24 protein-coding genes and 1 riboswitch are annotated in these 25,624 nt (G+C 71.3%); of the genes, 6 read left to right on the top strand and 18 right to left on the bottom strand.

What is annotated here, in order from left to right; all coding sequences use genetic code 11:
* Nucleotides 1-2: 2 nt before the first annotated feature.
* The gene (locus tag ACIRVH_RS13500) at nucleotides 3-1,100 is read right to left on the bottom strand and encodes a hypothetical protein (RefSeq protein ID WP_403951859.1); all 1,098 of its coding nucleotides are present in this window, start codon (nucleotides 1,098-1,100) and stop codon (nucleotides 3-5) included.
* Nucleotides 1,101-1,442: 342 nt separating this feature from the next.
* The gene (locus ACIRVH_RS13495; RefSeq protein WP_403951856.1) at nucleotides 1,443-2,615 is read right to left on the bottom strand and encodes an acyl-CoA dehydrogenase family protein; all 1,173 of its coding nucleotides are present in this window, start codon (nucleotides 2,613-2,615) and stop codon (nucleotides 1,443-1,445) included.
* Nucleotides 2,616-2,947: 332 nt separating this feature from the next.
* Between ACIRVH_RS13495 and ACIRVH_RS13490 the strand changes: the two genes are divergently transcribed.
* Complete coding sequence (locus ACIRVH_RS13490; protein ID WP_403951854.1) at nucleotides 2,948-4,186, top strand: glycoside hydrolase family 18 protein; 1,239 nt, start codon at nucleotides 2,948-2,950, stop codon at nucleotides 4,184-4,186.
* A gap of 52 nt (nucleotides 4,187-4,238) precedes the next feature.
* Here the strand turns inward: ACIRVH_RS13490 and ACIRVH_RS13485 are convergent, their stop codons facing one another.
* From ACIRVH_RS13485 to ACIRVH_RS13465, 5 genes are all read right to left on the bottom strand, one after another.
* Nucleotides 4,239-4,898, bottom strand: coding sequence for a TetR/AcrR family transcriptional regulator (locus tag ACIRVH_RS13485; protein ID WP_403951851.1), 660 nt, complete (start codon nucleotides 4,896-4,898; stop codon nucleotides 4,239-4,241).
* Nucleotides 4,899-4,972: 74 nt separating this feature from the next.
* Entirely contained in the window at nucleotides 4,973-5,113 is a 141-nt protein-coding gene (locus ACIRVH_RS13480; RefSeq protein ID WP_403951849.1) for an SCO1431 family membrane protein, read from the bottom strand.
* A 107-nt stretch (nucleotides 5,114-5,220) separates the two neighbouring features.
* Nucleotides 5,221-6,594: a peptidase C39 family protein gene (locus ACIRVH_RS13475; RefSeq protein WP_403951847.1), complete on the bottom strand. Its 1,374-nt coding sequence runs from the start codon at nucleotides 6,592-6,594 to the stop codon at nucleotides 5,221-5,223.
* A gap of 208 nt (nucleotides 6,595-6,802) precedes the next feature.
* Nucleotides 6,803-8,344 (bottom strand): amino acid permease, encoded by a 1,542-nt coding sequence (locus tag ACIRVH_RS13470; protein WP_403951844.1) that lies wholly within the window; start codon nucleotides 8,342-8,344, stop codon nucleotides 6,803-6,805.
* A gap of 43 nt (nucleotides 8,345-8,387) precedes the next feature.
* Entirely contained in the window at nucleotides 8,388-9,344 is a 957-nt protein-coding gene (locus tag ACIRVH_RS13465; protein ID WP_403951843.1) for a hypothetical protein, read from the bottom strand.
* Between the two features lie 255 nt (nucleotides 9,345-9,599).
* Here ACIRVH_RS13465 and ACIRVH_RS13460 point away from each other — a divergent pair, with 255 nt between their 5' ends.
* Both ACIRVH_RS13460 and ACIRVH_RS13455 read left to right on the top strand, forming a co-directional pair.
* The gene (locus tag ACIRVH_RS13460) at nucleotides 9,600-10,220 is read left to right on the top strand and encodes a uridine kinase (protein ID WP_403952004.1); all 621 of its coding nucleotides are present in this window, start codon (nucleotides 9,600-9,602) and stop codon (nucleotides 10,218-10,220) included.
* 430 nt (nucleotides 10,221-10,650) lie between these two features.
* Nucleotides 10,651-12,513 carry an AAA family ATPase gene (locus ACIRVH_RS13455; protein ID WP_403951840.1) on the top strand — a complete coding sequence of 621 codons (1,863 nt, stop codon included), beginning with the start codon at nucleotides 10,651-10,653 and terminating at the stop codon, nucleotides 12,511-12,513.
* Between the two features lie 120 nt (nucleotides 12,514-12,633).
* Here ACIRVH_RS13455 and ACIRVH_RS13450 read toward each other — a convergent pair whose 3' ends face one another.
* From ACIRVH_RS13450 to ACIRVH_RS13410, 9 genes are all read right to left on the bottom strand, one after another.
* Nucleotides 12,634-13,719, bottom strand: coding sequence for a hemolysin family protein (locus ACIRVH_RS13450; RefSeq protein ID WP_403951838.1), 1,086 nt, complete (start codon nucleotides 13,717-13,719; stop codon nucleotides 12,634-12,636).
* Nucleotides 13,716-15,050 carry a hemolysin family protein gene (locus tag ACIRVH_RS13445; protein WP_403951835.1) on the bottom strand — a complete coding sequence of 445 codons (1,335 nt, stop codon included), beginning with the start codon at nucleotides 15,048-15,050 and terminating at the stop codon, nucleotides 13,716-13,718. Before ACIRVH_RS13445 ends, ACIRVH_RS13450 begins: the two co-directional genes overlap by 4 nt.
* A 179-nt stretch (nucleotides 15,051-15,229) precedes the next feature.
* Nucleotides 15,230-15,682 carry a PH domain-containing protein gene (locus ACIRVH_RS13440; protein ID WP_403951832.1) on the bottom strand — a complete coding sequence of 151 codons (453 nt, stop codon included), beginning with the start codon at nucleotides 15,680-15,682 and terminating at the stop codon, nucleotides 15,230-15,232.
* Nucleotides 15,683-15,696: 14 nt separating this feature from the next.
* Entirely contained in the window at nucleotides 15,697-16,554 is an 858-nt protein-coding gene (gene hisG, locus ACIRVH_RS13435; RefSeq protein WP_403951831.1) for an ATP phosphoribosyltransferase, read from the bottom strand.
* Nucleotides 16,555-16,611: 57 nt separating this feature from the next.
* Complete coding sequence (locus ACIRVH_RS13430; RefSeq protein WP_028423093.1) at nucleotides 16,612-16,884, bottom strand: phosphoribosyl-ATP diphosphatase; 273 nt, start codon at nucleotides 16,882-16,884, stop codon at nucleotides 16,612-16,614.
* Between the two features lie 34 nt (nucleotides 16,885-16,918).
* Nucleotides 16,919-17,404 (bottom strand): 6,7-dimethyl-8-ribityllumazine synthase, encoded by a 486-nt coding sequence (gene ribH / locus ACIRVH_RS13425; protein ID WP_403951830.1) that lies wholly within the window; start codon nucleotides 17,402-17,404, stop codon nucleotides 16,919-16,921.
* A gap of 21 nt (nucleotides 17,405-17,425) precedes the next feature.
* The gene (locus ACIRVH_RS13420) at nucleotides 17,426-18,763 is read right to left on the bottom strand and encodes a bifunctional 3,4-dihydroxy-2-butanone-4-phosphate synthase/GTP cyclohydrolase II (RefSeq protein WP_403951828.1); all 1,338 of its coding nucleotides are present in this window, start codon (nucleotides 18,761-18,763) and stop codon (nucleotides 17,426-17,428) included.
* Nucleotides 18,760-19,401 (bottom strand): nicotinamide riboside transporter PnuC, encoded by a 642-nt coding sequence (locus tag ACIRVH_RS13415; protein ID WP_403951826.1) that lies wholly within the window; start codon nucleotides 19,399-19,401, stop codon nucleotides 18,760-18,762. The genes ACIRVH_RS13420 and ACIRVH_RS13415 overlap by 4 nt, the downstream gene beginning before the upstream one ends.
* The gene (locus ACIRVH_RS13410; RefSeq protein WP_403951824.1) at nucleotides 19,398-20,003 is read right to left on the bottom strand and encodes a riboflavin synthase; all 606 of its coding nucleotides are present in this window, start codon (nucleotides 20,001-20,003) and stop codon (nucleotides 19,398-19,400) included. The genes ACIRVH_RS13415 and ACIRVH_RS13410 overlap by 4 nt, the downstream gene beginning before the upstream one ends.
* A 164-nt stretch (nucleotides 20,004-20,167) precedes the next feature.
* A riboswitch (FMN riboswitch) is annotated at nucleotides 20,168-20,298 on the bottom strand.
* A gap of 258 nt (nucleotides 20,299-20,556) precedes the next feature.
* Between ACIRVH_RS13410 and ACIRVH_RS13405 the strand changes: the two genes are divergently transcribed.
* Both ACIRVH_RS13405 and ACIRVH_RS13400 read left to right on the top strand, forming a co-directional pair.
* Nucleotides 20,557-21,450: an RNA polymerase sigma-70 factor gene (locus ACIRVH_RS13405; protein WP_403951822.1), complete on the top strand. Its 894-nt coding sequence runs from the start codon at nucleotides 20,557-20,559 to the stop codon at nucleotides 21,448-21,450.
* A gap of 104 nt (nucleotides 21,451-21,554) precedes the next feature.
* The gene (locus ACIRVH_RS13400) at nucleotides 21,555-22,298 is read left to right on the top strand and encodes an SDR family oxidoreductase (protein WP_403951819.1); all 744 of its coding nucleotides are present in this window, start codon (nucleotides 21,555-21,557) and stop codon (nucleotides 22,296-22,298) included.
* 253 nt (nucleotides 22,299-22,551) lie between these two features.
* Here ACIRVH_RS13400 and ACIRVH_RS13395 read toward each other — a convergent pair whose 3' ends face one another.
* A complete protein-coding gene (locus tag ACIRVH_RS13395; protein ID WP_403951817.1) occupies nucleotides 22,552-23,760 on the bottom strand; it encodes an ROK family transcriptional regulator in 1,209 nt (402 codons plus the stop codon).
* A 120-nt stretch (nucleotides 23,761-23,880) separates the two neighbouring features.
* Between ACIRVH_RS13395 and ACIRVH_RS13390 the strand changes: the two genes are divergently transcribed.
* Complete coding sequence (locus ACIRVH_RS13390; RefSeq protein WP_403951814.1) at nucleotides 23,881-25,095, top strand: MFS transporter; 1,215 nt, start codon at nucleotides 23,881-23,883, stop codon at nucleotides 25,093-25,095.
* Here ACIRVH_RS13390 and ACIRVH_RS13385 read toward each other — a convergent pair.
* Nucleotides 25,055-25,513, bottom strand: a complete 459-nt coding sequence (locus ACIRVH_RS13385; RefSeq protein WP_403951811.1) for an acyl-CoA thioesterase — start codon at nucleotides 25,511-25,513, stop codon at nucleotides 25,055-25,057. The two genes, ACIRVH_RS13390 and ACIRVH_RS13385, sit on opposite strands and share 41 nt — an antisense overlap.
* Nucleotides 25,514-25,624: the final 111 nt, after the last annotated feature.

The raw sequence follows: 25,624 nt of genomic DNA, 5'->3' as shown, positions 1-25,624 counted from the left end.
CCTCAGGGTGCGACCGAGTCGAAGCCCGTGAAGCCGCTCGGGTCGTGCCGGCCGAACGAACCGTGCTCGAAGATGCCGTAGCCCGTCTGTCCGTCCATCCGGAAGCGGGCGGAGTGGTCGGTGACGCCGTAGGCGGCGAGGGGGTGCGGCGACGCCATGTCGTAGGTACGACGGTCGACCCATCCCCGGCCCTGCCAGGTTCCGTGCTGCCAGTCGTCCGCCGGCGGATAGCCGGCGCCGACCGCGAGCGGCGAGGAGGCCAGGATCTCCGCCTCCAGCTCCAGCGGTTTGCGCGGGTCGCCGAGGTGGATGACCGCGCGCTCGGGGTGGCGGGTGCCGGAGCGATAGGTGATCTCGGCCTGGGGCCAGCCCAGTTGGCGGTCGCGGTGGCCGGGGCGGAGCAGGGTGGCGTCGTTCAGGGAGCGGTGGCCGTCGGCGTCCTCCTGGACGATGACCATCAGGAAGCGGTCCTCGAAGCGGACCGGGCACCAGATCCAGTGGAAGCCCTCGGTCGGGTGGTCCTCGGCGAGCCGTCCGCCCTCCTCCCCCGGCACCGGCCGTACGCCCCAGCTGCGGTCCCGGGTGCCGGTCCAGCCCTCCGAGGAGACGTCGAACTCCTCGCCGCCCGCCCGGATCACGCCCGTCACCGTGCCCGCCTGGACGAACCTGCGCCCCTCCAGGGTGAGCCGGTCGCCGCGGCGCTGGAGGTGGTGGGGTTCCCACAGGGCCGGGAAGGCCGCGGTCCAGGTGAGGTCGTACGACAGGTCGTCCTCGCAGACCAGGCGCAGCCGTCCCAGCGGCTCCTGGACCTCGATGCGCAGCGGGCCGACGGCGAGCCGCATCCGGTCGTCGCCGAGCGCGTCCGAGGCGCGGACGGCGTGCAGGGTGTCACCGGTGCGAAGGGTCGCGTAGGCGTCGATCACGCCCAGGTTGGGGTAGACGCCGAGGCCGAGGATGAGCAGGGCGCGGCCGGTGTGGTCGAAGACGTGGAAGATGCAGCGGTCGTAGGCGTTCCGGTCCCCGGTCGCCACGTGCTTCATGGACAGCGGCACCTGGTGGACGGGGTACTCGTCGAGCGGTACGGGACGGTCGTCGGCCACGGACACCCCCTGGGAGACAGTTCGCTGACGGTACGTCAGATGCTCGGAGGAGACCAGAGCCGGAACCGGACGCCCGTGAACTCGCGCTCGATTCCGCCCGCCCGTGACCTGGCCGGTGTCCGTCGCGTTCCCCAGGCATGACCGTCACGTACTGGGCGACCGGGCGCCAGCGCCGCATCTTCGTGCCCCGCCCAGCAGAATCGGTTCCGCCGCCCGCGCCGCAGGACCCGCCCATCTACCGTGCCCTGATGCGCACCTGGGAGGACCGGGGCCGCACCCTGCCGGGCCGCCACGACCCGGAGTGGGTCAGGCTGGCGGCCCCGACGGTGCGCAGGGGGCAGTTCAGCGACCCTCCGGCCCTGCCACGTGACGGGCGATGACCATCCGCTGGATCTGGTTGGTGCCCTCGACGATCTGCAGGACCTTCGCCTCGCGCATGTAGCGCTCGGCCGGGAAGTCGGCGGTGTAGCCGTAGCCGCCGAGGATCTGCACGGCGTCAGTGGCGACCTTCATCGCCGTGTCGGTGCAGTGCAGCTTGGCCATGGCCGCCTGCTTGGCGAACGGCCTGCCCGCGTCGCGCAGCCGGGCGGCCGCGAGGTACAGCGCGCGGCCGGCCTCGATCTGGGTCGCCATGTCGGCGATCATGAAGCGCAGGCCCTGGAAGTCGGCGATGGGGCGGCCGAACTGCCGGCGCTCGGTGGCGTAGCCGACCGCCTCGTCCAGTGCGGCCTGGGCCACGCCGATGGCGCAGGCAGCGATGCCGAGCCGCCCGGAGTCGAGCGCGGACAGGGCGATCGAGAAGCCCTGGCCCTCCTCACCGATGCGCCGGTCGTCGGAGACCCGCACGCCGTCGAAGTGGACCTGGGCGGTGGGGCTGCCCTTCATGCCCATCTTCTTCTCGGGCGCCGCGCCGCTCAGCCCCTCGGCGTCCCCCGGCACCAGGAACGCGGTGATCCCGCGCGGGCCGTCGTCGCCGGTGCGGGCCATCACGGTGTAGAAGTCGGCGATCCCGCCGTGCGTGATCCAGGCCTTGGTGCCGGTGATCACCCAGCCGTCGCCGTCCCGGACGGCCTTGGTGCGCAGGGAGGCCGCGTCCGAACCGGAGGACGGCTCGGAGAGGCAGTAGGCGCCGAGCAGGCCGCCGCCGAGCATCGCGGGCAGGTGCTCGACCTGCTGCTGCTTGGTGCCGTAGGCGGCGAGGGCGTAGGAGGCGAGCGTGTGCACGCTGACGCCGAGGCCGACGGTGAGACGGGCCGCGGCCAACTCCTCCAGGACCTGGAGGTAGACCTCGTAGGGCTGCTCGCCGCCGCCGTACTCGGAGTCGTACGGCAGCCCCAGCAGGCCCGAGTTCGAGAGCAGGGTGAAGACCTCGCGCGGGAAGCGTCCGGCGTCCTCCTCCTCGGCCGCCTTCGGCGTGATCTCGCGCTGCGCGATCTCACGGACGAGCGCGAGCAGATCCCTCGCCTCTTCCGTCGGCAGCTGACGCTCCACCGGCTGCGGGTCGCGGTCGGACATCGCGTCGGTCTCCTCCCTGTTCGGGCACATCAGCGGATGCGCCGTGGGTGGGGCGGCTCCGCCTGGTCGTTCCGGTTCGCCGAAGGCGCCCGCTCCCGGGTCTCGGAAGCGGCTGACCAGCGGCTCTGTGCCGTGAGTATGCCCGATCAGCGGCCTCCCGTCACCAGTTAACGACCGCTTACTTCAAGAATCCAATCGGAACTCTCCCCACCTCCGAAATTGGTCCGAACCATTGACGCAGTGGTCTAGTCCTCCTACCGTGCATGACCAACGCTTTACCGCGTTCATGCCAATCGGCGCGCGTTCCCCTCTCCCCCACGAGGAGCCACCCGATGCACACTCCCCACCGCCCCCGCGCAGGGTTCCGGGCGCTGGTCGCCGCCGCCTGTTCCGCCGTCCTGGGAGCCGGGCTGCCGGCCGGGGCGGGCACCGCCACCGCGGCCGCGCCGGCCGCTCCCCAGCTGAAGGCCGGCTCCAAGGTCGTCGGCTACTTCACCGAATGGGGCACGTACGACCGCAAGTACTACGTCAAGAACATCGAGACCTCGGGCTCCGCGGCCAGGCTGACCCACATCAACTACGCGTTCGGCAACGTCACCGGCGGCAAGTGCGCCATGGGCGACTCCTACGCCGCCACCGACCGTGCCTACACCGCCGCCGAGTCCGTGGACGGGGTCGCCGACACCTGGGACCAGCCGCTGCGCGGCAACTTCAACCAGCTGCTGAAGCTGAAGAAGAAGCACCCCGGTCTGAAGGTCCTGTGGTCCTTCGGCGGCTGGACCTGGTCCAGCGGCTTCGGCGAGGCCGCGAAGAACCCGGCCGCCTTCGCCCAGTCCTGCTACGACCTGGTGAAGAACTCCAAGTGGGCGGGCGTCTTCGACGGCATCGACATCGACTGGGAGTACCCGAACGCCTGCGGCAACACCTGCGACACCAGCGGCCGGGAGGCCTTCAAGAACGTCATGGCGGCCCTGCGGTCCAAGTTCGGCTCGGGCAGCCTGGTCACCGCGGCGATCACCGCCGACGCCACCGCCGGCGGCAAGATCGACGCGGCGAACTACGCGGGCGCGGCGCAGTACGTCGACTGGTACAACCCGATGACGTACGACTACTTCGGCGCCTGGGACTCGACCGGCCCGACCGCCCCGCACTCCCCGTTGAACTCCTACTCGGGCATCCCGAAGGCGAACTACTACACCTCGGCGACCGTCGCCAAGCTGAAGGGCCTCGGCGTTCCCGCAGCCAAGCTGCTGCTCGGCATCGGCTTCTACGGGCGCGGCTGGACCGGGGTCACGCAGGCGGCGCCGGGCGGCACGGCGACGGGCCCGGCGGCGGGGACGTACGAGCAGGGCATCGACGACTACAAGGTGCTCAGGACCAAGTGCCCGGCGACCGGCACCGTGGGCGGCACGGCCTACGCCAAGTGCGGCAACAACTGGTGGAGTTACGACACCCCGGCGACCATCGCCACGAAGATGACGTACAAGAACCAGCAGGGCCTCGGCGGCACCTTCTTCTGGGAGCTGAGCGGCGACACCACGAACGGTGAGCTGATCAAGGCGATCGACTAGCCCCGGAGCAGGGGGCCTGGAGCGGAGGACCACGAGCCTCCGCTCCTCGCCGTCAGGCGTCGCGGCGGGCCGGGAGCGGGACCGGGTAGGACGGGTCCAGTTCCGCCACGGCGCGCAGGGATCCGCCGAGCGTCTTCACCAGCAGGTCGCGCATGGTGTCGCGGGAGACTGCGGGGCGGTCTATCCAGTCGAGGGTGGCCCCCTCGACGCTGCACACCCAGGCGAGCAGACCCATGCGGGCGAGCGGGGCGATGTCGCTGCCGCCGTAGGCGCCCTCGGCGATGGTGTCGATGATCGCCTCGCGCACACCGTCCCGGATGGCGTGCACCTCGGTGTCGAAGCCGACCCCGCCGCTGACAATGGTGCGGTAGGCGGCCTGGTGGTGCTCGGCGAAGCGCAGGTAGGTGTCGACGGTGCGGTGGACGCGGTCCACGGCGGGGAGTTCCAGGCCGCTCGCGGCGAAGGTGACCAGGTCGGCGACGGAGTCCCGGATGATCGCCAGGTAGTAGCCGCGCTTGGACTGGAAGTAGTAGTAGATCAGCCCCTTGGCGACATGCGCCTGCCGGGCGATGTCGTCCATGGACAGCGCGTCGTAGGACGTGTCGGCGAACAGCCTCCGCCCGATGGCGATGAGTTCGGCGCGACGCGCCACGGAACGCTCGGTGCCGCGCGCCCGGGGACGGACGGCGGCACGCTGTTGACGCATATTCAATTTCGACCCTGGTCTAGGAGGTCGGTGGGACATCCGAAGTATGTCAGAACATGCCGACCGGGTAAGGCGTCGGGTCAGAGCAGGCCGAGCTGGGTCACGAGCATCGCGACCACCGCGACAAGCACCCAGCCCATGACGTGCTCGAGGATCTTCGGGCCGTCTTCCTGGGGGCCGCCGGTGCGGACGCGGGTGGCGGTGGCCTGCTGTGCGGTCATGGTTTCTCGCAGAGGTCGGACGTACGGAGTGGAATCCCCCCACCCATTTGTCCACCTTGCCACCCGCGACGGCGTTTGCGGCGGAGACCTTGCTCACACGGGCCGGGTCAGCACACCCCCACCGCCTTGAGCGCCTTGCGCTGGCGCGGATTCGGGTGGGCCGGGAAGTAGAGGTAGCAGACCCCTCCGGTGCCGGAGACGACCTTGCCGGAGGCGTTGTACCGCTTGGTCCTCAGCCAGATGTTCTCGAACTCGCGCCGCAGGTAGACCCGCCGTACCGCCGCGTCGTCGGCCGAGGCCGGGTCGCCCGCGATCACGTCGCCGTCCGCGGTGAAGCCGATCACGGTCATCAGGTGACCCGAGGTGCCGTACCCGGCGCCGGTCAGCTCGGTCTTCAGGAAGGACTGGGACGTTATGGCCGGGATGCCGGCCTCGATCAGCGTCTCCAGGTCGGTGAGCGAGGCGAGCCGGGTGACCACGCCCTGGAGGTCCTTGAACGTGGCCGCGTAGGCGGCGTTGAAGGGCCAGTTGCCGCAGCCCTGGTACTGGTAGTCGTAGGTGAAGCGGGCCGCGTGGTCCACCTGCGGGTCGGCGTAGGACGGGTCGACCCAGGACAGCTGCTCGGAGGTGAGCCGGCCGCCCCAGTACTCGACGATCATCTGCGAGGAGGTGGGACTGCACCAGGCCTCGCCGCCGTTGTCGTACTCCGGGTACTGGCCCTTGTGGATCTCCTGCGAGTAGCGCGGGACGCCCAGTTCCCCGGCGAGCCCGGGCGTGGAGGCCGGCACGGTGAAGCGGTCGGGGATGTCGGATCCCATCGCACCGAGCCGCCAGACGGTCGGGGTGAGCCGGGTGTCCGGCCTGCGGTAGAGGGTCAGGCGCAGCCGGTACGAGGCCAGCCGCAGGCCGGTGCTCGCGTCGTCGACGGCGAAAGTGTCGGTCCAGATCGCGCTCTTGCCGTCCTTCTGGCCGTCCACCGAGGTCCGCTTGATGTCCCGGTCCCCGGACGCCCAGCGGCCCATCACGTACCAGGGTGTGTCGGTGCCGTCGGAGTACGTGCCCCGCAGCTCGACCTGGAGCCAGGTGCCGTCGGGGGTGTGCGCGTTCCAGGAGGCGATGACCTCCGTCGCGGGCACGGCGAGCCGGTGGACCGGGGAGGTCCAGGTCGCGTACTCCCAGGCCGCGGTGGTGCCGGTGTGCGGGTCGGTGTAGTCGGTGCGGCCTGCGGCGGTGGCGATCTCGGCGCCGGGGCGAAGGCCGGAGACGGCCCGGACGCCCTCGGAGGTGCCGCTGCGCCAGTCGCGGTACGTGGTCCAGGCGTGGTGGTCGATGGGACGGGCCGGCCCCTGCGCGGGGTCGTCCGCGTCGGCAGCGGTCGCCTTCGCGGTGGCGGCGGCCGCGGGTACGGCCCCGGAGGTGACCGCGGCGACCAAGGCGGCGGTGAGGACGGTGCGGCGGGACGGTCGCTGGGCTCTGCTCATGGGCTCGGTCAACCCCCAAGTATCCGAGTCGTTCCTGGTCCGGTGTGGTTGTGCGCCAACTATGGAGGAGACGGCATGCCCCTGCCAGCACTTACGCGCACGGCGCGCCACCAATATTGGTCTGGGCCACTGGAGCGGCTCGCGGGGAGGTGCACGACGGCCCCGGCGCGGACGGAGTGCAGTGCGCCGGGGCCATGGTCGGTGCGGGTCAGACGAGGTCCATCGCGGCGACCTCGTCGGGACCGCCGTAGCTGACCGGACCCTGGAAGCGGCGGCGTGCGGTGGCGAACCACCACACCGTGGCCACGACCAGGACGGCGGCCAGCGCGATGGGCGCGTAGTTGAAGGAGTCGACGGTGATCGGCGAGGCCTGCGGCAGCATGAACAGGACGCTGCTGAGCCCGATCCAGATCACCGCGAGCCAGCCGATCGGCCTGCCCCAGCGGCCCAGGTGCCAGGGGCCGGGCTGGAACTCGTCACCGAGCCGCAGCCGCAGGAAGATCGGCACGGCGTAGGCGAGGAAGAGCCCCACCACGTTGACGCTGACGATCGCGGTGAACGCCGTGTGCGACCACCAGCCCGGGACCACCAGGGCGAGCGAGCAGGCCACCGCGAGCCACACGGCCTTCACGGGCGTACGGGTGCGCGGAGAGACCGAGTGCCACAGGCGCGAGCCGGGCATGGCACCGTCCCGGGAGAAGGCGAAGATCTGGCGGGTGTTGCTGGTGAGGTTGGCGAGGCCGCAGAAGAGCATCGCGCCGATGACGATGAGGAGCATCACCTTGGCGGTGCCCAGGCCGAGGCCGTCGATGAGAATCTGGACGGGCGGCGCGGAGGAGCCCGCCACCTTGCCGTAGTCGCTAATGCTGTAGACCAGTGCCAGCATCAGGATCAGCCCGGTGATCGCCGAATAGCCGATGGAGCGGGTGATGCCCCGCGGTGCGTTCACCGTCGCGCGGACCGTTTCCTCGGACATGTGGAAGCTGCCGTCGAACCCGGTGAAGGTCCAGCTGGTGACCAGCAGCCCGAGCATCCCGCCGTAAAGCCCGCTCGTGAAGCCGGTGTTGTTCTCGAAATGCGTCACGAAGGACGCCGGCTGATGATGGTCGGGCATCACGATGAGTGTACTGACGATCACCACGAGTCCGATCAGCAGCCACCATACGGAAATCCGGTTCAGCACGGCGACGAGCTGGACGGTGTACGTGTTGGCGAGGCCCTGCAGCACGATGATCACGGCCGTGATCAGGACCGTCTGGTGCGCGGTGGGCCGGTACGAGGTCCACTGCAGGGCGATGAAGGCCTGGATGAAGGTGGCCGCGGCATAGCCGGTGGCGGCGGTGCCGCCGATCTGGCCCACGAAGTTCAGCCAGCCGGTGAACCAGGACCAGGCGCCCTTGTGCCGCTTGGCGAGTTTGCCCGCCGAGAAATACAGCGCACCGCTCGTCGGATAGGCGGAGGCGACCTCCGCCATTGCGGCGCCGATGAACAGCACCATGACGGACACGCCGATCCAGCCGAACACGAGAATGCGGGGGCCGCCCGCGTTCATGCCGTATCCGAAGGACGAGAAAATACCCGAGAGGATATTGATGATGGTGAAGGAGATCGCGAAATTGTCGAACGCCTGGAAACGCCGGGTGAGTTTCCGGGGATATCCCATCGCATGCAGGGTCGCGTCGTCGTCGATGACGACCGGGTCCTCTCCCCCACGAGCCTTCGCCCGTGGAGTCGATATCCGTTCGGACACAGATCTGCCTTTCTCTCGGTGGGGGGACAGAGCACGTGCGGGATCAGGCGGCTCCCGGGACGGGCAGACCACAGGCACGCCGGGCCCGGGAGAGCTGTTCGGCGGGGTCACCGAAGGTACTCCAGGGCATGCGCGAGGCGTACGGCCCCATCGCCGTGAAGACCGCCCGGGCCTCGAACTCGCGCTGGGCCATGACCAGCGCGTGCGCGAGGTAGGCCAGGTCGAGCACCGGGGTGAAGCGGTAACCGGCCGCCGCGGGCAGCCAGTTCTGGTAGATCGCCAGCGCGGTGGAGCGCCACTGGGGCTGTTCCCAGACACGGTCGGCGAGCAGCTGGGTGGGGTTGTAGCTCTCCACCAGGGCGACCAGCGGCAGCAGCCGGAGGGCGGAGTCGGCGGGCGCCCGCTGGCTGAGGAAGGCGGCGACGTCCCACGCCGCGTTGACCGAGCCGCCGTGGCGGGTGAAGAAGCACGACAGGAAGCGGTGGTGGCCCTCGCGGTGCCACGGGTCCAGGGACAGGATGTGCGCGAACAGCCGCCAGGGTCCGGGCGGGGCGGTGAGCAGGCCCTGCGGTGCGGGGTCGCGCAGCCGGTGCAGCCGGGCCATGGCCAGCTTGGCGACCCAGGGGGTGGGGTCGTCGGGGGCCATGGCGCCCGCCCGGTCGCAGGCGGTCAGCGCGATCCGCTCCAGCGCCTCGGCCCGCTCGTCGCGTGCGTCGGCGGCCCGGGTCGCGCGCTGCACCGCGACCCGGGCCCACATCAGCGCGGCTTCGGGGGTCGGTTCCTCGGCGAGCCAGCGTTCCACCAGGTCGGTACCGGCCGCCTCGGAGGCCAGCACCAGCGAGCGGTGGGCGCGCAGGGCGAAGTCGGAACGCGTCTCGGCGAGGGCCTCGGACGCGTATCGATATCGGCCGGCGCGCACATCGACGCATACGCTCGCCAGGACACGGTCGTCGGCCGCCGGATGCCATACATAGTGCCCTTCGAATAACTCCGCGACCATGTCCCCCTGTCCGTCCCCGTTCGGCGCATCGCAGTTGCGCACCAGGCACCTTACTCAGCATTCGGTGCACCGGGAACGCCGGGTTTCACATACCGGTCAACGGTCCGAGAATGTTAATCCTTTCGATTGACCGGCGGTCAGCCAGTGGTTCAAGGAGTGACTTTTTCGGCCACCCGATTGGTCCAGTCACTATGGGCCGCTACTAGACTGTTTCCGGAAAACACCCCCACACCGCACCACACCTCGGGAATCGCCATTCACGACCTCGCCGCCCGGCTGCGCGGGCTTCCCCCCTCCGTGGGGCCGGTCCGGCTGATCGCCGTCGACGGGCACGCAGGCTCCGGAAAGTCCACCTTCGCCGGGCGGTTGGCCGCCGCGCTCGGCGGGGCGCCCGTGCTGCACCTGGACGACATCGCCAGCCATGAGCAGCTCTTCGACTGGACCGACCGGCTGCTGACCCAGGTGATCGAGCCCCTCTCCCGTGGCGAGAGCGCGCAGTACACCCCTTACGACTGGCGGGCCCGCGCGTTCGGCCCGCCACTCCCGCTGCCGCCCGCTCCCGTCGTCGTGATCGAGGGGGTCGGCGCCGGCCGGCGGGCGCTGCGACCGTATCTGGCCGAGCTGCTGTGGATGGAGCTGCCTCGCGAGGAGTCCTGGGCACGGGGCCGGCTGCGGGACGGAGAGGAGCAGCGGGAGTTCTGGGCCGGGTGGGTCCAGGCGGAGCACGCGCACTTCGCCGGCGACCCCTCGCGCCCCCATGCCGACCTCCTGGTGCGCCAGACGCCGCAGGGGTACGCGGTACGGCCGGGGCCCGCGAGGGCCGCAGAACCGGACCGTATGGTCACCCAGGGTGATGGATCGTCCGCGGTGTGGTGAACTTGTGAAGACCCTTGCGGGGGAACTTCTTTGACTGCATCAGGGGCGCTTGACCCGGGGACCGTACAGGTCTTACGTTCTCAATGTGCGGCCATTCGGAGCCGCCCACATACGCGAAGCCCCCGGTTGTTCCCCCGTGATCGGGGGCTTCGTTCTGCCCGCGGCCCGGATCCAGGGCGCCTCGCGCACCGATCCGCTCACCCTCGGTCACCGTTCCGTGTGCGCCCCGTCTGCTCCCACCTCGTCAAACGGCCTGTGCGGCACCCTTCGGTGCGCGGTCGTCCCACGGGTACGATGCCCTCGGTGCGACCTTCGAGCGGCTGCCTCGCGCACCTGCAACTCCGGTCCGCGGCACGGCGGTTCGACCGCGGCGGCCGTCGGGCGACTGCCCGGCGGTGAACCAACGGGGGCACGGTCTGTGGGGGACGTGATGGACTTCGGCACGCAGGGCCCCGAGCCCCCGGCCGACCTCGCCTGGCTGCGAGGTGTGGACGCCTACACGATGGGTGCCTATCCGCAGGCGGAGGAGGAGTTCCGCGCCGCGGCGCGGATGGACCCGGGGATGGCGGACGCCTGGCTCGGGCTGCACGCGCTGCGGGTCGACACGACGACAGCGCTGCTCAGAATGTTCCGGCACCGGGACCGCTTCGGGGAGCAGCGCGCCCGGCACCGCCGGACCCTCAACTCCTGGTACTGGCTGGGCTGGTGGGTGCAGCCGGTGCTGGAGAGCCCCCGCGATCTGCTGCTGGCGCACGCCTCGCACTGGCTGGACGGGCGGCACGTCCCGGAGCTGGACCGGGCACTGGCCGGGCTGCCCCCGGTGGACACCGACCCGCAGGTCCGCTTCCTGCACGCGTGCCGCGCCTATCTCGTCAAGGACTGGGACCAACTGGTCCGGCACACCGATCCGCTGCTCGACGATCCCCTGCTCGGCATCGAGGCGGGCCTGTTCGGCGGCATGGCGCGGGTCCGGCTGGAGATGTACGGCCAGGCCGAACCGCTTCTCTCGGCGGCCCTGATGCGCTGCCGCAGCGAGCAGCCGCAGCGCAAGGAGCTGCGGTACTGGCTGGCGCGGGCGCACGAGGGGACCGGGCGCAGTGCCGCGGCCATGCCGTTGTACCGCGCGGTGCACCGGGTCGACCCGGCCTTCATGGACACCTCGGCCCGGCTCGCCGCGATCGCCGAGGGCGACGGGTACGACGATCCGGCCGACCTCGCGGCGATCACCCTGACCGGTGCCGGTGCCGACGCGATGGACGGCCCGGACACGCTCGACCCGCTCTTCGGCACCGAGGGGCGCGACCTCAGGTTCCCGGACCCGGACCTGCCGGCCGGACCGGTGCCGTCGGTCCCCGATCCGGCGGTGCGGGTGAAGAGCGGAATGCCGTCCTCGTCCCTGCCGGCAGGACCGACCGACGCCGCATTACTCGAGGAGGCGCTCGCCGAGCTGGAGCGCATGGTGGGTCTCGAACCGGTCAAGCGCCAGGTCAAGGCGTTGTCCGCGCAGTTGAACATGGCGCGGCTGCGGGCCGGGCAGGGGCTGCCCGTGCAGCCGCCGAAACGGCACTTCGTGTTCTCGGGTCCCTCGGGGACCGGCAAGACCACGGTCGCCCGGATCCTCGGCCGGGTGTTCTACGCGCTCGGTCTGCTCGGCGGCGACCACCTCGTGGAGGCGCAGCGGGCCGATCTCGTCGGGGAGTATCTCGGGCAGACGGCCGTGAAGGCCAACGAGCTGATCGACTCCGCGATCGGCGGGGTGCTCTTCGTGGACGAGGCGTACTCGCTGTCCAACACCGGGTACGGCAAGGGGGACGCGTACGGGGACGAGGCGCTGCAGGTGCTGCTGAAGCGGGCCGAGGACAACCGGGACCACCTGGTGGTGATCCTCGCCGGCTATCCCGAGGGCATGGACCGGCTGCTCGCCGCGAACCCCGGCCTCTCCTCCCGTTTCACCACCCGGGTGGACTTCCCCTCCTACCGGCCGCTGGAGCTCACCGAGATCGGCAAGGTGCTCGCGGCGGAGAACGGGGATCTGTGGGACGAGGAGGCGCTGGAGGAGCTGCGGTCCATCGCCGGGCACGTGGTCGATCAGGGGTGGATCGACGAGCTGGGGAACGGCCGGTTTCTGCGGACGCTGTACGAGAAGAGCTGCGCGTACCGGGATCTGCGGTTGTCGACGTATCCGGGGGCGCTGTCCCGGGAGGACCTGGCGACGCTGCGACTGCCGGATCTGATGCAGGCGTACGGAGAGGTCCTGTCGGGACGGGGACCGCACGATCCGTCGGCCATGTAGTACCGCTGCGCCTACGCAGCCGACGGCACCGCAACTCCCCAGGGGCGCGGGGCTGTGTCGATCTGCGGCTCCGCCGCGTGGGCGCGACCAGCCCCCGCGCGCCCACGGACGGAGACGGCGTCAGGTAGCCAGTGCTTCCTCCGGTTCGCCGCTGGTCCTCGGCTCGGAGAGCTTCGGTTCCGGGCTCTCGCGGTGGGCGGGGTCGCGGACCTCGCCCACCAGGAGTTCCAGGGCGTCCTCCAGGGCCACCAGGCCCAGGACCCTGCCGGAGGCGTCCGCCACCTGGGCCAGGTGGGTGGCCGCCCGGCGCATGACCGTCAGGGCGTCGTCCAGAGGGAGTTCCGCGCGCAGGGTGGCCATGGGGCGCCACAGGTGCTGGGGGACGGCCCGGCCGGAGTCCTCCAGGTCCAGGACGTCCTTGACGTGGATGTAGCCCATGAAGGCACCCGTCCCGACCGCCACCGGGAAGCGGGAGTAGCCCGTGCGGGCCGTCAGGTCGACGATCTCCCCCGGCGTGACCGACGGAGTCACCGTCACCAGGGACTCACGCCGCAGCAGGACGTCCGTCACCGGGCGGGAGCCCAGTTCCAGGGCGTCCTCCAGCCGCTCCCGCTCCTCGGGGCCGAGGAGGCCCGCCTGGCCGGAGTCCTCCAGCAGGCGGTTCAGCTGCTCGCTGGTGACGACGGCCTCGACCTCGTCCTTGGGCTCGACGCGGAAGAGCCGCAGGATGGCCTGGGCGCAGGCGCCGAGGGCCACCGTGATCGGCCGGCACACGCGGGCGAAGGCGACCAGACCGGGGCTCAGCCACAGCGCGGCCTTCTCGGGGGCCGCCATCGCGAGGTTCTTCGGCACCATCTCGCCGATCACGAGGTGGAAGAAGACCACGGCCGCGAGGGCGATCACATAGCCCAGCGGGTGGATCATGCCGTGCGGCAGGTGGATCGCCTCGAACAGCGGCTCCAGCAGATGCGCCACGGTCGGCTCGGCCACCGCGCCGAGTGTCAGGGAACAGACGGTGATGCCGAACTGTGCGGCCGCCATCATCTGCGGCAGCCGCTCCAGGCCGTACAGCACCTGCCGGGCCCGGGCCGTGCCGAGCGGTTCGATCTGGCTGCGGCGCACGGAGACGAGCGCGAACTCGGCGCCGACGAAGAAGCCGTTGGCGAGCACCAGCAGCGCGGCGAAGACCAGTTGGAGGACGCTCATCGGACGGCCTCCATGACGTTCGTCGCCGGGACCGTCCGGACCAGGCGGACCCGTTCGGCGCGGTAGTGGCCGACCTGGCGGACGGACAGCCGCCAGCCGGGCAGTTCGGCCCGGTCGCCGGGGGCCGGGATCCGGCCGAGCAGGTCGGCGACCAGGCCGGCGACGGTCTCGTACGGTCCCTCGGGTACGTCGAGGCCTATGCGCTGCAGGATGTCGACACGGCAGCTGCCGTCGACGTCCCAGGCGGGCCTGCCGTCCTCCGGCGGGGCGGGGGCCAGCTCGGGCATGTCCTTGGCGTCGTGCTCGTCACGGACCTCGCCGACGAGTTCCTCGACGATGTCCTCCAGGGTGACCACACCCGCCGTGCCGCCGTACTCGTCCACCACGACCGCGATGGGCTGCTCGCTGCGCAGCCGGGCCAGGAGGGGCTGGACCGGCAGTGTCTCGGGGACGAGGAGCGCCTTGCGGGCGATCCGGCCGACCGGCATGCGCAGCCGGTCGTGCACGGGCACCGCCAGCGCGTCCTTGAGGTGGGCCATGCCGACGATCTCGTCGATCTTCTCGCGGTAGACCGGGAAGCGGGACAGACCGGTGGCGCGGGTCAGGTTGACGACGTCCTCGGCGGTGGCCGTGTCCTGGAGGGCGCTGACCTTCACGCGCGGGGTCATGACGTGCTGCGCGGTCAGGTCGCCCAGGGACAGGGTGCGCACGAACAGGTCGGCCGTGTCCTGTTCCAGGGCGCCGGCCTGGGCCGAGTGCCGGGCCAGGGACACCAGTTCGCCCGGGGTGCGGGCGGAGGCCAGTTCCTCGGTGGGTTCGACGCCGAGGGCGCGCACCAGCCGGTTGGCGACCGTGTTGAGCACAGCGATCACCGGGCGGAACAGGCGGGAGAAGTGGTGCTGGGGGCCCGCGACGAAGCGCGCGACCTGCAGCGGCCGGGACACCGCCCAGTTCTTGGGCACGAGTTCACCGATCACCATCTGGACCGCGGAGGCCAGCAGCATGCCGACGACCACCGCGACACCGGAGACGGCGCCCTCGGGGATGCCGATCGCCGTGAACGGGCCGCGCAGCAGCTGGGCCAGGGCCGGTTCGGCGAGCATACCGACGACGAGGGAGGTGATGGTGATGCCGAGCTGGGTGCCGGAGAGCTGGAAGGACAGTTCCTTCAGCGACTCCACGACCGTACGGGCGCGCTTGTCGCCCTCGGCGGCGGCCTTCTCGGCGTCCGGGCGTTCGACCGTGACCAGGCCGAACTCGGCCGCCACGAAGAAGCCGTTGGCGAGAATCAGCAGGAACGCCGCTCCGAGGAGCAGCAGGGGGATGGTCATGATGCCGCCGCCTCGATATGTCGGGAGGGGGCGGCGCAGGTACTACAGGACGATCCGTCCATCGCTGGAGGGAGTCACTCCTCGGGTAGCAGGGGGCCTCTGAAGACCAGGGGGGCAACATCAGTGGCGGAGGCGCAACGAAAACGCCTCCGCCAACAGATTAATCAAGACATGGCCCTCTACGGCAGATCCCGCATCGAGTGGGCCTCGGCCAGCGCCCGGAGCGTCTTCGCGTCGGCGATGGCGTGCTCCTTGGCGATGCCCGGCTGGATGCCGAGCGCGGGCAGGCTGGTGCCGTCGCTGAGGTTGAGGAACACCCAGGGGTCGCCCGGACGGAGGTTCACCTGGAGGATCTCCGCCCAGGCCAGGTGCCGCTTGCTGGCGATGTTGACGACGGTGACGCCGGTCTCGTCGGCGACGACCTTCACCCGGGCGAGCTGGGCCAGCGCCCAGAAGATCAGGGCCCCGGTGATGACGAAGCTGAGCCGCTCCCCCGGGCCGAGCTGCTCCAGCAGCATCGCGATCCCGGAGATCACCAGGAAGATCGCGACTCCGGCGGTGAGCAGGATCGCCCGGGTGCGGCCCGGCCGGAAGGTGACGGGGAGGGTGGGCAGGGGGGTCTGGTCGGACATCTCGGTGCGTATTCTCAGAGGCGGCAGGCGTGGATGGCCGTGGTCAGGATGGCCCGGGCACCGATCTCGTACAGGTCGTCCATGATCCGCTGCGCCTCCTTGGCGGGGACCATGGCGCGGACGGCGACCCAGCCCTCGTTGTGCAGCGGGGAGACGGTCGGCGACTCCAGGCCGGGCGTCAGGGCGACGGCCTTCTCGAGCTGCTCGACGCGGCAGTCGTAGTCCATCATCACGTAGGTCCGGGCGACCAGGACGCCCTGGAGGCGGCGCAGGAACTGCTGGACCTTGGACTCGGCGGCCTCGTCGCCGTCGGCGCCGGTGCGGCGGATGACGACGGCCTCGGACTTCATGATCGGCTCGCCGAAGACCTCCAGGCCCGCGTTGCGCAGCGAGGTGCCGGTCTCGACGACGTCGGCGATGACCTCGGCGACGCCCAGCTCGATCGCGGTCTCGACGGCGCCGTCGAGGTGGACGACGGAGGCCTCGATGCCGCTGTCGGCGAGGTGCTTGGCGACGATCCCCTCGTAGGAGGTGGCGACCGTCTTGCCCTTCAGGTCCTCGATGCCGTTCGCGGTGCCGGGCTTGGCGGCGAAGCGGAAGGTGGAGCGGGCGAAGCCGAGCGGCAGGATCTCCTCGGCGTCGGCGGCCGAGTCGACGAGCAGGTCGCGGCCGGTGATGCCGATGTCGAGGCGGCCGGAGGAGACGTAGATCGCGATGTCGCGGGGGCGGAGGTAGAAGAACTCGACCTCGTTCTCCGGGTCCACGATCCGCAGCTCCTTGGACTCCCGGCGCTGCTGGTAGCCGGCCTCATGCAGCATCTCCGCCGCAGGGCCGGACAGTGAACCCTTGTTGGGGACGGCGATGCGCAGCATGAGGTCGGCTTCCTTTGCGTGAAGGGGAGTGTGCTGGGGACTCTTCAGGGCGTGCGTTTACAGGTGGGCGTAGACGTCGTCGAGGGAGATCCCGCGGGCGACCATCATCACCTGGACGTGGTACAGCAGCTGCGAGATCTCCTCGGCGGCCGCCTCCTTGCCCTCGTACTCGGCGGCCATCCAGACCTCGGCGGCCTCCTCGACGACCTTCTTGCCGATGGCATGGACGCCCTTGCCGACCAGCTCGGCGGTGCGGGAGGAGGCGGGATCGCCGTGGGCGGCCTTGTGCTGGAGCTCGGTGAAGAGCTCCTCGAACGTCTTCTTGGACATGGTGAGCCCCACCCTACGCGGTTCGGGGGACTCCCTAGTGCCAGGGTTCAGATACTGAGCGGAGCGTGGCCGCCGTCGCCACCGCGGCCGTCACGGCCTCGTGCCCCTTGTCCTCGTTGGAGCCCTCGATGCCGGCCCGGTCCAGGGCCTGCTCCTCGGTGTCACAGGTGAGCACGCCGAAGCCGACGGGGACGCCGGTCTCGACGGCGACCTGGGTGAGGCCCTGGGTGACGCCCTGGCACACGTAGTCGAAGTGGGGGGTGCCGCCGCGGATGACGACACCGAGGGCGACCACCGCGTCGTAGCCGCGGCCCGCGAGGACCTTGGCGGCGACCGGCAGCTCGAACGTGCCGGGGACCCGGATCAGGGTCGGCTCGTCGATGCCCAGCTCGTGCAGGGCACGCAGGGCGCCGTCCACCAGACCGTCCATCACCTTCTCGTGCCACTGCGCCGCGATGACGGCGACCCTGAGGTCGCTCGCGTTGCGTACGGACAGTTCCGGTGCACCCTTGCCGCTCACGTCTCTCCTTAGTGCTTTCGCTTACTGGTTGGCGCAGGTGGCCGCGGTCGCGGCCACAGGGGCTGTCGCGGACGCGGCCGCAGGGGCTGCCACGGCCGGCGTGTCCAGCCAGGGCAGGTCGTGCCCCATCCGGTCCCGCTTGGTGCGCAGGTACCGGAGGTTGTGCTCGCCCGCCTGGACGGGCATCGGCTCGCGGCCGGTGACCTTCAGGCCGTGGCGCAGCAGCGCGTCGGTCTTGTCGGGGTTGTTGGTCATCAGGCGGACGCTGCGGACTCCGAGGTCGGCGAGGATCTGCGCGCCGGCGCCGTAGTCGCGGGCGTCGGCGGGCAGGCCGAGTTCGAGGTTGGCGTCCAGGGTGTCGTGGCCCTGCTCCTGAAGCTCGTAGGCGCGCAGCTTGGACAGCAGGCCGATGCCGCGTCCCTCGTGTCCGCGCAGGTAGACGACGACTCCGCGGCCCTCCTCCTGGATGCGGTCCAGGGCGGTGTCCAGCTGGGGGCCGCAGTCGCAGCGCAGGGAGCCGAAGACGTCGCCGGTGAGGCATTCGGAGTGGACGCGGACCAGGACGTCCTCGCCCTCGCCGATCTCGCCGTGCACGAGGGCGACGTGCTCGACGCCGTCGAGGGTGGACCGGTAGCCGTAGGCGGTGAAGGTGCCGTGCGCGGTGGGCAGGCGGGTCTCGGCCTCGCGGCGGACGGTGGGCTCGCTGTTTCGGCGGTAGGCGATCAGGTCCTCGATGGAGATGATCGTCAGGCCGTGCTTGCGGGCGAACGGGATCAGCTCGGGCAGCCGCAGCATCCGGCCGTCCTCACCGGCGATCTCCACGATGGCGCCCGCCGGGCGCAGCCCCGCGAGCCTGGCGAGGTCGACCGCGGCCTCGGTGTGGCCGTTGCGGACCAGGACGCCGCCCTCCCGGGCGCGCAGCGGGAAGATGTGGCCGGGGCGGACGAAGTCGGTGGGCTCGGCGACGCCGTCGGCCAGCAGCTGGAGCGTGGTGGCGCGGTCGGCGGCCGAGATGCCGGTGGTGACTCCGTGCGCGGCGGAGGCGTCGACGGAGACGGTGAACGCCGTCTTCATCGACTCGGTGTTGTCCGCGACCATCTGCGGCAGCTGCAGCCGGTCGAGTTCGTCGCCCTCCATGGGCGCGCAGATCAGACCCCGGCACTCGCTCATCATGAAGGCGACGATCTCGGGGGTCACCTTCTCGGCGGCGACGACGAGGTCGCCCTCGTTCTCGCGGTCCTCGTCGTCGACGACCACGATCGGGCGGCCGGCGGCGATGTCGGCGATGGCCTGCTCGACCGGGTCGAGCGTGAAGTCCTCGATGTCGTCGGGGCTGTAGAGGACGGGTGCCGTAGTCATGCCGGTGCTCCTTCCAGGACCGGCTGCGCGGTCCGGCGGGAGCGCAGCCACCAGTCGCGCATGCCCCACAGGACGAGCGCGCCGTAGATGACGTAGACGAAACCGGAGAAGGCGTAGCCGTTGGCGAAGTTGAGGGGCACGCCGACGAGGTCGACGAGCAGCCAGGCGAACCAGAACTCGACCATGCCCTTGGCCTGGGCGTACATGGCGACGATGGTGCCGACGAAGATGTAGGCGTCCGGCCAGGGGTCCCAGGACAGCTTCGGGTAGGCCGTGAACAGCAGGGCCACCGCGACGGTGCCCGCGGCGGCAGCGGCGAGCATCGCCGCGCGCTCGCGCCAGGTGGCGAACCGGGGGGCGATGTGCCCGTCCTCGGCCGTGCCCCTGCTGCGCTGCCACTGCCACCAGCCGTACAGGGCGACGGCCATGACGACGGCCTGCTTGCCGGCGCTGCCGGTCAAATGGCCGTAGAAGGCGGCGAAGAGGACGAGGCCGGACAGGAACTGCACCGGCCAGGTCCACAGGGAGCGGCGCCAGCCGAGGGCGAGGGTGATGAGGCCCAGGATGTTGCCGACCATGTCGGACCAGATGATGTGCTGGCCGAACATGGTGAGCGCCTCGGAGTTCAGCCAGCTCACCGGCCGGCCCCCTGACCGGCCGCGAGCAGCCGCTCCACGTACTTGGCGATGACGTCCACCTCGAGGTTGACCGGGTCGCCGGGCTGCTTGTGGCCGAGCGTGGTCAGGTCGAGGGTGGTCGGGATGAGGCTGACGGTGAAGTAGTCCGGGCCCGCCTCGACGACGGTGAGGCTGATGCCGTCGACGGTGATGGAGCCCTTCTCGACGACGTAGCGGGCGAGGTCCGCGGGCAGCGAGATCCTGACGATCTCCCAGTTCTCGGAGGGCGTGCGGGCCAGCACCTGACCGGTGCCGTCCACGTGGCCCTGCACGATGTGCCCGCCGAGGCGCGCACCCACGGCGGTGGGGCGTTCGAGGTTGACCCGGGAGCCGACGGTGAGCACGCCCAGGCTGGAACGCTTCAGGGTCTCGGCCATCACGTCGGCCGTGAACTCGTCACCCTCGTGCTCCACGACGGTGAGACAGACGCCGTTCACGGCGATGGAGTCGCCGTGCTGCGCGCCCTCGGTCACGACTGGGCCGCGGAGCCGGAAACGGGAGGCGTCGCCGAGATTCTCGACGGCGGTGATCTCACCCAGCTCTTCGACGATTCCGGTGAACACTTCCCGGGTCCTCCTGCCTCGTTAGGGCACGGACTCCGGGGCCTGTCGATGACGACAGAATGTACGGGTGAGCAACTCCGTGGGCTCAGCCGACGCCGAAAAGGGACCCGTCCGCACACGGACGAGCCCAGATACGGCGGCGCGCACACGAACATGCCCGCCCGCCGCGCACTGCCTCCCATCCGGACTTTAACCGTCGGTCCAGGAATTTCACCTGGTCAACCGGCCGCTGGAAGCGACCGGGTCGCGGACTGTAACCGCCGGTTCGGACTTTCACCGACCCCGGAGTGCGCTGCTTCTGGTACACGGCCAGTGTGCCACGCCGGGTCGCCTTCCAGGCAGGCGGAGGGTGTGGGCTCCCTCACAGCACGTGTCGCTGGACTTGCGCACTGGAACCGGCCTGGTCAACTGCCCTACGGAGAGCGAGGGTTGACCTTGGTCCGGACCCATTGACCGTACTGGTCTAGTCCTTTTAGGGTGCGGGCGGGCCCGGTGGCGGTGACGACGGCCCTTGCCCGCCGCCGGGTCGTCATGCCTCTGACAGGGTGGGCCCATGACGACGCCACCCCTGCTCGCCGACGAGTTCGAGTCCCACCGCCCCCGGCTGTTCGGCCTGGCCTACCGCCTGCTCGGCTCCGCGCAGGAGGCGGAGGACGCGGTGCAGGACGCGTATCTGCGGCTCAGCGGCGCCGACCGCGCGGTCATCGAGCATCTCGGGGCGTGGCTCGCCAGGACCGTCACCAACCTGTGCCTGAACCGGCTGACCTCGGCCCGGGCGCGCCGCGAGGAGTACGTCGGGGAGTGGTTGCCGGAGCCGGTGGTCACCTCCGACGGGACGCTCGGGCCGCTGGAGTCGACGGAGGCGCGCGAGCAGGTCTCGATGGCGATGCTGGTGCTGCTGGAGCGGCTGACGCCCACCGAGCGCGCGGTGTACGTGCTGCGCGAGGCGTTCGGGTACGGCCACCGGGAGATCGCGGGCGTCCTGGACCTGAGCGAGGCCAACTGCCGTCAGGTGTACCGGCGGGCGGTGGGTCGGGTGGCTGCGACGGAGTCCCGGTTCGACCCCGCTCCCGAGCGGCGGGAGGAGCTGGTCACGTCGTTCCTCACGGCGGCCCGGGAGGGTGACCTCACCGGCCTGGAGAAGCTGCTCGCGGCGGACGTGACCTGGTGGAGCGACGGCGGCGGCAAGGTCACGGCGGCCCTGCGGCCGATCGTGGGCCGGGAGAAGGTCGCCCGCTTCGCGGCGGGCGCCTCGCAGCGCTTCGCCGTAGGCCTGGAGTACACGGTGGTCGAGGTCAACGGCGCGATCGGAGTGGCCTCGTGGGTGGGCGACACGCTCGTCGGGATCGTCGAGTTCGAGCTGGTGGACGGGCTGGTCGTGGGCGTGTGGGCCGTGATGAACCCGGACAAGCTGGAGTATGTGCGGCGGCAGCTGACCCGCCCGTGACCGGGGCTCGCCGGGGCTTGTCACATTTCCCGGGGCTGCGCGGTCTCAGCTGACGAAGGGCGCTCCGGCCGGGGCGTCCCGGAGTCCGGAGGGACGGAAACAGCATGACCACGATCCTGGTGACCGGCGGAACCGGCACGCTCGGACGGCTCGTCACCGAGCGGCTGCGGGCGGAGGGGCACGAGCTGCGGGTGCTCAGCCGGCACAGCCGGCCCTACGCCGTCGACCTGCGCGAGGGCGGGCCCGGCCTGGACGCGGCCCTGGACGGCGTGGAGACGGTCGTGCACTGCGCGAGCTCTCCGCGCGGCGGCGACGAACAGGCGGCCGACCACCTGATCGCGGCGGCGCGGCGGGCCGGGGTGGGCCACCTGGTGTACATCTCCATCGTCGGCGTCGACCGGGTGCCGTTCGGCTACTACCGGTCCAAGCTCGCGGTGGAGCGGCGGATCGAGGAGTCGGGGCTCGGCTGGACCGTGCTGCGGGCGACGCAGTTCCACGACCTGGTGGTGACGGTTGTCCAGGGACTGGCCAAGTCGCCCGTCGTGCTGGTGCCGTCCGGGGTGTCGGACCAGCCGGTGGAGGTGGCCGAAGTGGCCGACCGCCTGGCCGAGTTGGCGCTCGCGGCACCGGCGGGGCGGGTGCCGGACATGGGTGGGCCCGAAGTGCGGACGCTCGACTCGCTGGCCCGCGCCTGCCTCCGGGCGACGGGACGGCGCCGGCCCGTGCTCGGCATGCCGCTGTTCGGGAAGACGTACCGCGCCTTCCGCGCGGGCGGCCATCTGGCACCGGAGCAGGCGGTGGGCAAGGGGACGTTCGAGGAGTACCTGGCCCGCCGCTTCGGACAGTGACGCCCCGGCACGAGCGACGCTCCGCCGACGCCCTGGACGACAGGCTCCAGGGCCTGCCTGACCATTCCCGTCGTCCGCCCGGAGGACGGCCCGCGCGGCGGCGATGGGGGTGCCCCCGCACGAGCGAAGTCGAGAGTGGGGGAGGAGTCACGCGGGCGGTTCGGCAACGCGGCATGGGGGTCCCCCCGCGCGCTAATCCGAGCGTGGGGGGGCATGCCAGACGCCACGGGGCAGGCGGGAACGTCAGACAGGCCTAGCGCTCCGCCGGTGCGAACAGTTCGTCCTGGGCCCGGTCCCGGGCCGTCAGCAGGGTTCCGCGCAGGACCGCGGCGCCGCCCAGGCTGCTGGCCCGTACCTCGGTGGCCAGCGGTGACATACGGCGGAGCCGCTCCTCCACGCGTGCGGCGAGCACCGCTCCCCCGGCCTGCCCGACCTCTCCGCCCAGGACCACGCAGCCCGGGTCGAGGATGGAGGCGACGGAGGCGGCCCCGATGGCGACCCGGTGGGCGAGGGCGTCGAGGAAGCGATCGGCGGGGCCGGAACCCCCGCCGGGCGGGCCGGTCGCCTCCGCGACCGCCTCGCCCACCACCACCGCGACGCCGGGCCCGTCCATCGGCTCCGCCCTCGGCAGGCCGTACTCCCGGGCCAGTGCGCCGACCGCCGCCGCCCCGGCCAGCGAGTGGTAGCCGCCGTCGCAGTCCGTCGCCGACGGCAGTGCGGTCGTTCCCGGGACCGGCAGGAAGCCGATCTCGCCCGTGCCGCCGGAGGCACCGCGACGGAGTGTCCCGTCCAGGACGACCGCGGCGCCGACGCCATGGCCCAGCCAGAGCAGGACGAAGGTGTCCCGGTCGTGGGCGGCGCCCTCCCGTTGCTCGGCCAGGGCGGCCAGGTTGGTCTCGTTCTCCACGGTGACCCGGGCCTCGGGCAGCCGTTCCTGCAGGGCCGCGGCCAGGCGCCGGTGCCAGGCGGGCAGGCCGCCGGAGTCACGCAGGTCGCCGGTGGCGGGGTCGACCAGGCCGGGCGCGCCGATGCCGACGGTGTGCAGCCGGTCGGCGCCGGCCTCCTTGGCGGTGCGCTCCACCGCCGCCACCACCTGCTCCACGGCGGGCCCGGTCCCGGTGTCCCCGCCGATCGGCACGGCCGCCTCGGCCAGCACCCGCCCGACGAGGTCGGAGACCAGCACGAAGACACCCCCGGTGCGGACGTCGAGCGCGGCCAGGTGGGCACGGTCGGCGACGATGCCGTAGAGCCGGGCGTTGGGACCCCGGCGCTGCTCGCCGGACTCGCCGACCACCGTGATCAGACCGGAGGCGGTGAGCCGTTCGACGAGGTCGGCGACCGTCGGCCGGGACAGTCCGGTCAGCTGCTTCAACTGCCCTGCCGTCAGCGGGCCTTCCTGCTGCAACAGGCGCAGGGCGAGCCGGTCGTTGATGGCCCGGGCGGTGCTGGGTGATGCGGGCATGACCGGAATCCTCCCAGACGCGGGCGGCCGTACTGCTCACTATCTATCAGGCAGGGTCCCTGATAGTTTACGCCGACGTCGCGAGGAAGCGGTGGGGAACTCCCGGGGAGGGGCTGGAACATGGGTGACGTGGGGTACTCGCGAGACGAGGTCAGGCGCGCCCGGTATGCCGTGGCCGCCGTGTTCGCCGTGCACGGTGCCGTGACCGGTTCCTTCGCGACCCGCGTGCCGTGGATCCAGGACCACGCCTCACTGAGCGCGGGACAGCTCGGGTTCGCACTCGCGTTCACGGCGTTCGGTGCCTCGTGCGCGATGCCGCTCGCGGGCCGGATCAGCCACCGTTTCGGCAGCCGTACGGCGCTGCGCGGGCTGATGGCGCTGTGGACGCTGTCGCTGGTCCTGCCGTCCTTCGCGCCGAACCTGTACACGCTGTGCCTGGCGATGTTCACCTACGGGGCCACCGCGGGCATGGCCGACGTGGCGATGAACGCGCTGGGTGTCGAGGTGGAACGGCTGCTCGGGAAGTCGATCATGTCCGGACTGCACGGCATGTGGAGCGCGGGCGCGCTCATCGGCTCGGCCGCCGGTACGCTCGCCGCCCACCTGGGCTCGGACGCGCGCCTGCATTTCGCGCCGGCCGCCGTCGTCCTCACGCTGCTCGGCCTGCTGGCCTGCGGCTGGGTGCTCGACCTGCAGCCCGCCGAGGACGAGGAGCCGCCGCCGCGGTTCGCCCTGCCACCCCGCTCGGCCCTACTGATCGGCGCGGTCGGCTTCTGCGCGGTGTTCGCGGAGGGGGCGAGCCTGGACTGGTCGGCGGTGTTCCTGCGGGACCGGCTGGACACCTCGGCCGGTCTGGCGGCGGCGTCGACGACCGGGTTCATGCTCACCATGGCGGTGGCCCGGATCGCCGGGGACGCGGTGGTGAACCGCTTCGGAGCGGTCCGCACCGTCCGGGCCGGCGGGGTCCTGGCCGGTCTCGGCGGCCTGCTGGTCGTCGTCGCGGGGCATCCCGCGGTGGCGATGGCCGGGTTCGCACTGATGGGGCTCGGGATCGCGGTGGTCGTGCCGCTGTGCTTCGCGGCGGCCGGTCACGCCGGTCCCAACCCCAGCCAGGCGATAGCGGGCGTGGCGACCATCACCTACACCTCGGGGCTGATCGCGCCGAGCCTGATCGGCGGGGTGGCGCAGGCGACCAGCCTGGTGGTCTCGTTCGGCGTGGTGACCGTGCTGGCCTGCGGGCTCGCCGTGTTCGCGGGGGTGCTGCGCACCGCCGGGCGCGGCGGCCGGACGCAGGTCAGTCCGCGGGCCGCAGCAGTTCCCGACCCACGGCCCTGAAGGAGTCGCTCCACGGCGCGGGGCGCAGGGTCGTCGCGTCCAGCCGGACCAGGACCCGGGCGCCCTGCGCGTAGGTCTGCGCGCCGTCGGCCGAGCAGAAGCGGAAGCCGTAGGTCAGGCCGGTGGTGCCGAGCCGTTCCAGCCAGAGGTGGACGGCGTAGCTGCCGGGCCGGGTCACGGGTGCCTCGTAGCTGATCCGCAGTTCCCGGACGGCGTTGCAGGCGTCACCGGCGGCCACCCAGTCGCCGTCGAACCGGATGCCGTACTCGTTCCACAGCTCGGCCCAGGCGCGCTCCACCATCAGCGGATAGCGGGCGTTGTGGAGCAGCCCGAGCGCGTCCAGGTCGTCGAAGTGGACGGTGACGGGGATCAGCCGGCCATGTGCGACGGCGGGGGCGATCGGGGCTTCGGCGGTCACGGGAGGGGCTCCTGAACGTGCGGTACGGGGCGGTGGGGTCACCCCATACTAAGCGACCGCTCAGGAGCCCTGGCCGTGAAGGGGGCTGGTCAGACCTGGCCTGACCCGGTC

Origin of the sequence: Streptomyces sp. NPDC101165 (genome assembly GCF_044768135.1) — a bacterium.
In the GTDB taxonomy this organism is placed as follows: Bacteria; Actinomycetota; Actinomycetes; order Streptomycetales; family Streptomycetaceae; genus Streptomyces.
The sequence above is the reverse complement of the archived record's forward strand: the minus strand, read 5'-3'. Positions and strand labels throughout refer to the sequence as shown.

What these genes read in the sequence shown, in the direction of transcription:
- ACIRVH_RS13495 (WP_403951856.1), bottom strand. Translation starts at nt 2,615, where the DNA reads ATGTCCGACCGCGACCCGCAGCCGGTGGAGCGTCAGCTGCCGACGGAA.
- hisG (WP_403951831.1), bottom strand. Translation starts at nt 16,554, where the DNA reads ATGCTGCGCATCGCCGTCCCCAACAAGGGTTCACTGTCCGGCCCTGCG.
- ACIRVH_RS13395 (WP_403951817.1), bottom strand. Translation starts at nt 23,760, where the DNA reads ATGCCCGCATCACCCAGCACCGCCCGGGCCATCAACGACCGGCTCGCC.
- ACIRVH_RS13445 (WP_403951835.1), bottom strand. Translation starts at nt 15,050, where the DNA reads ATGACCATCCCCCTGCTGCTCCTCGGAGCGGCGTTCCTGCTGATTCTC.
- ACIRVH_RS13405 (WP_403951822.1), top strand. Translation starts at nt 20,557, where the DNA reads ATGACGACGCCACCCCTGCTCGCCGACGAGTTCGAGTCCCACCGCCCC.
- ACIRVH_RS13420 (WP_403951828.1), bottom strand. Translation starts at nt 18,763, where the DNA reads ATGACTACGGCACCCGTCCTCTACAGCCCCGACGACATCGAGGACTTC.
- ACIRVH_RS13430 (WP_028423093.1), bottom strand. Translation starts at nt 16,884, where the DNA reads ATGTCCAAGAAGACGTTCGAGGAGCTCTTCACCGAGCTCCAGCACAAG.
- ACIRVH_RS13440 (WP_403951832.1), bottom strand. Translation starts at nt 15,682, where the DNA reads ATGTCCGACCAGACCCCCCTGCCCACCCTCCCCGTCACCTTCCGGCCG.
- ACIRVH_RS13490 (WP_403951854.1), top strand. Translation starts at nt 2,948, where the DNA reads ATGCACACTCCCCACCGCCCCCGCGCAGGGTTCCGGGCGCTGGTCGCC.
- ACIRVH_RS13400 (WP_403951819.1), top strand. Translation starts at nt 21,555, where the DNA reads ATGACCACGATCCTGGTGACCGGCGGAACCGGCACGCTCGGACGGCTC.
- ACIRVH_RS13455 (WP_403951840.1), top strand. Translation starts at nt 10,651, where the DNA reads ATGGACTTCGGCACGCAGGGCCCCGAGCCCCCGGCCGACCTCGCCTGG.
- ACIRVH_RS13465 (WP_403951843.1), bottom strand. Translation starts at nt 9,344, where the DNA reads ATGGTCGCGGAGTTATTCGAAGGGCACTATGTATGGCATCCGGCGGCC.
- ACIRVH_RS13450 (WP_403951838.1), bottom strand. Translation starts at nt 13,719, where the DNA reads ATGAGCGTCCTCCAACTGGTCTTCGCCGCGCTGCTGGTGCTCGCCAAC.
- ACIRVH_RS13475 (WP_403951847.1), bottom strand. Translation starts at nt 6,594, where the DNA reads ATGAGCAGAGCCCAGCGACCGTCCCGCCGCACCGTCCTCACCGCCGCC.
- ACIRVH_RS13390 (WP_403951814.1), top strand. Translation starts at nt 23,881, where the DNA reads ATGGGTGACGTGGGGTACTCGCGAGACGAGGTCAGGCGCGCCCGGTAT.
- ACIRVH_RS13480 (WP_403951849.1), bottom strand. Translation starts at nt 5,113, where the DNA reads ATGACCGCACAGCAGGCCACCGCCACCCGCGTCCGCACCGGCGGCCCC.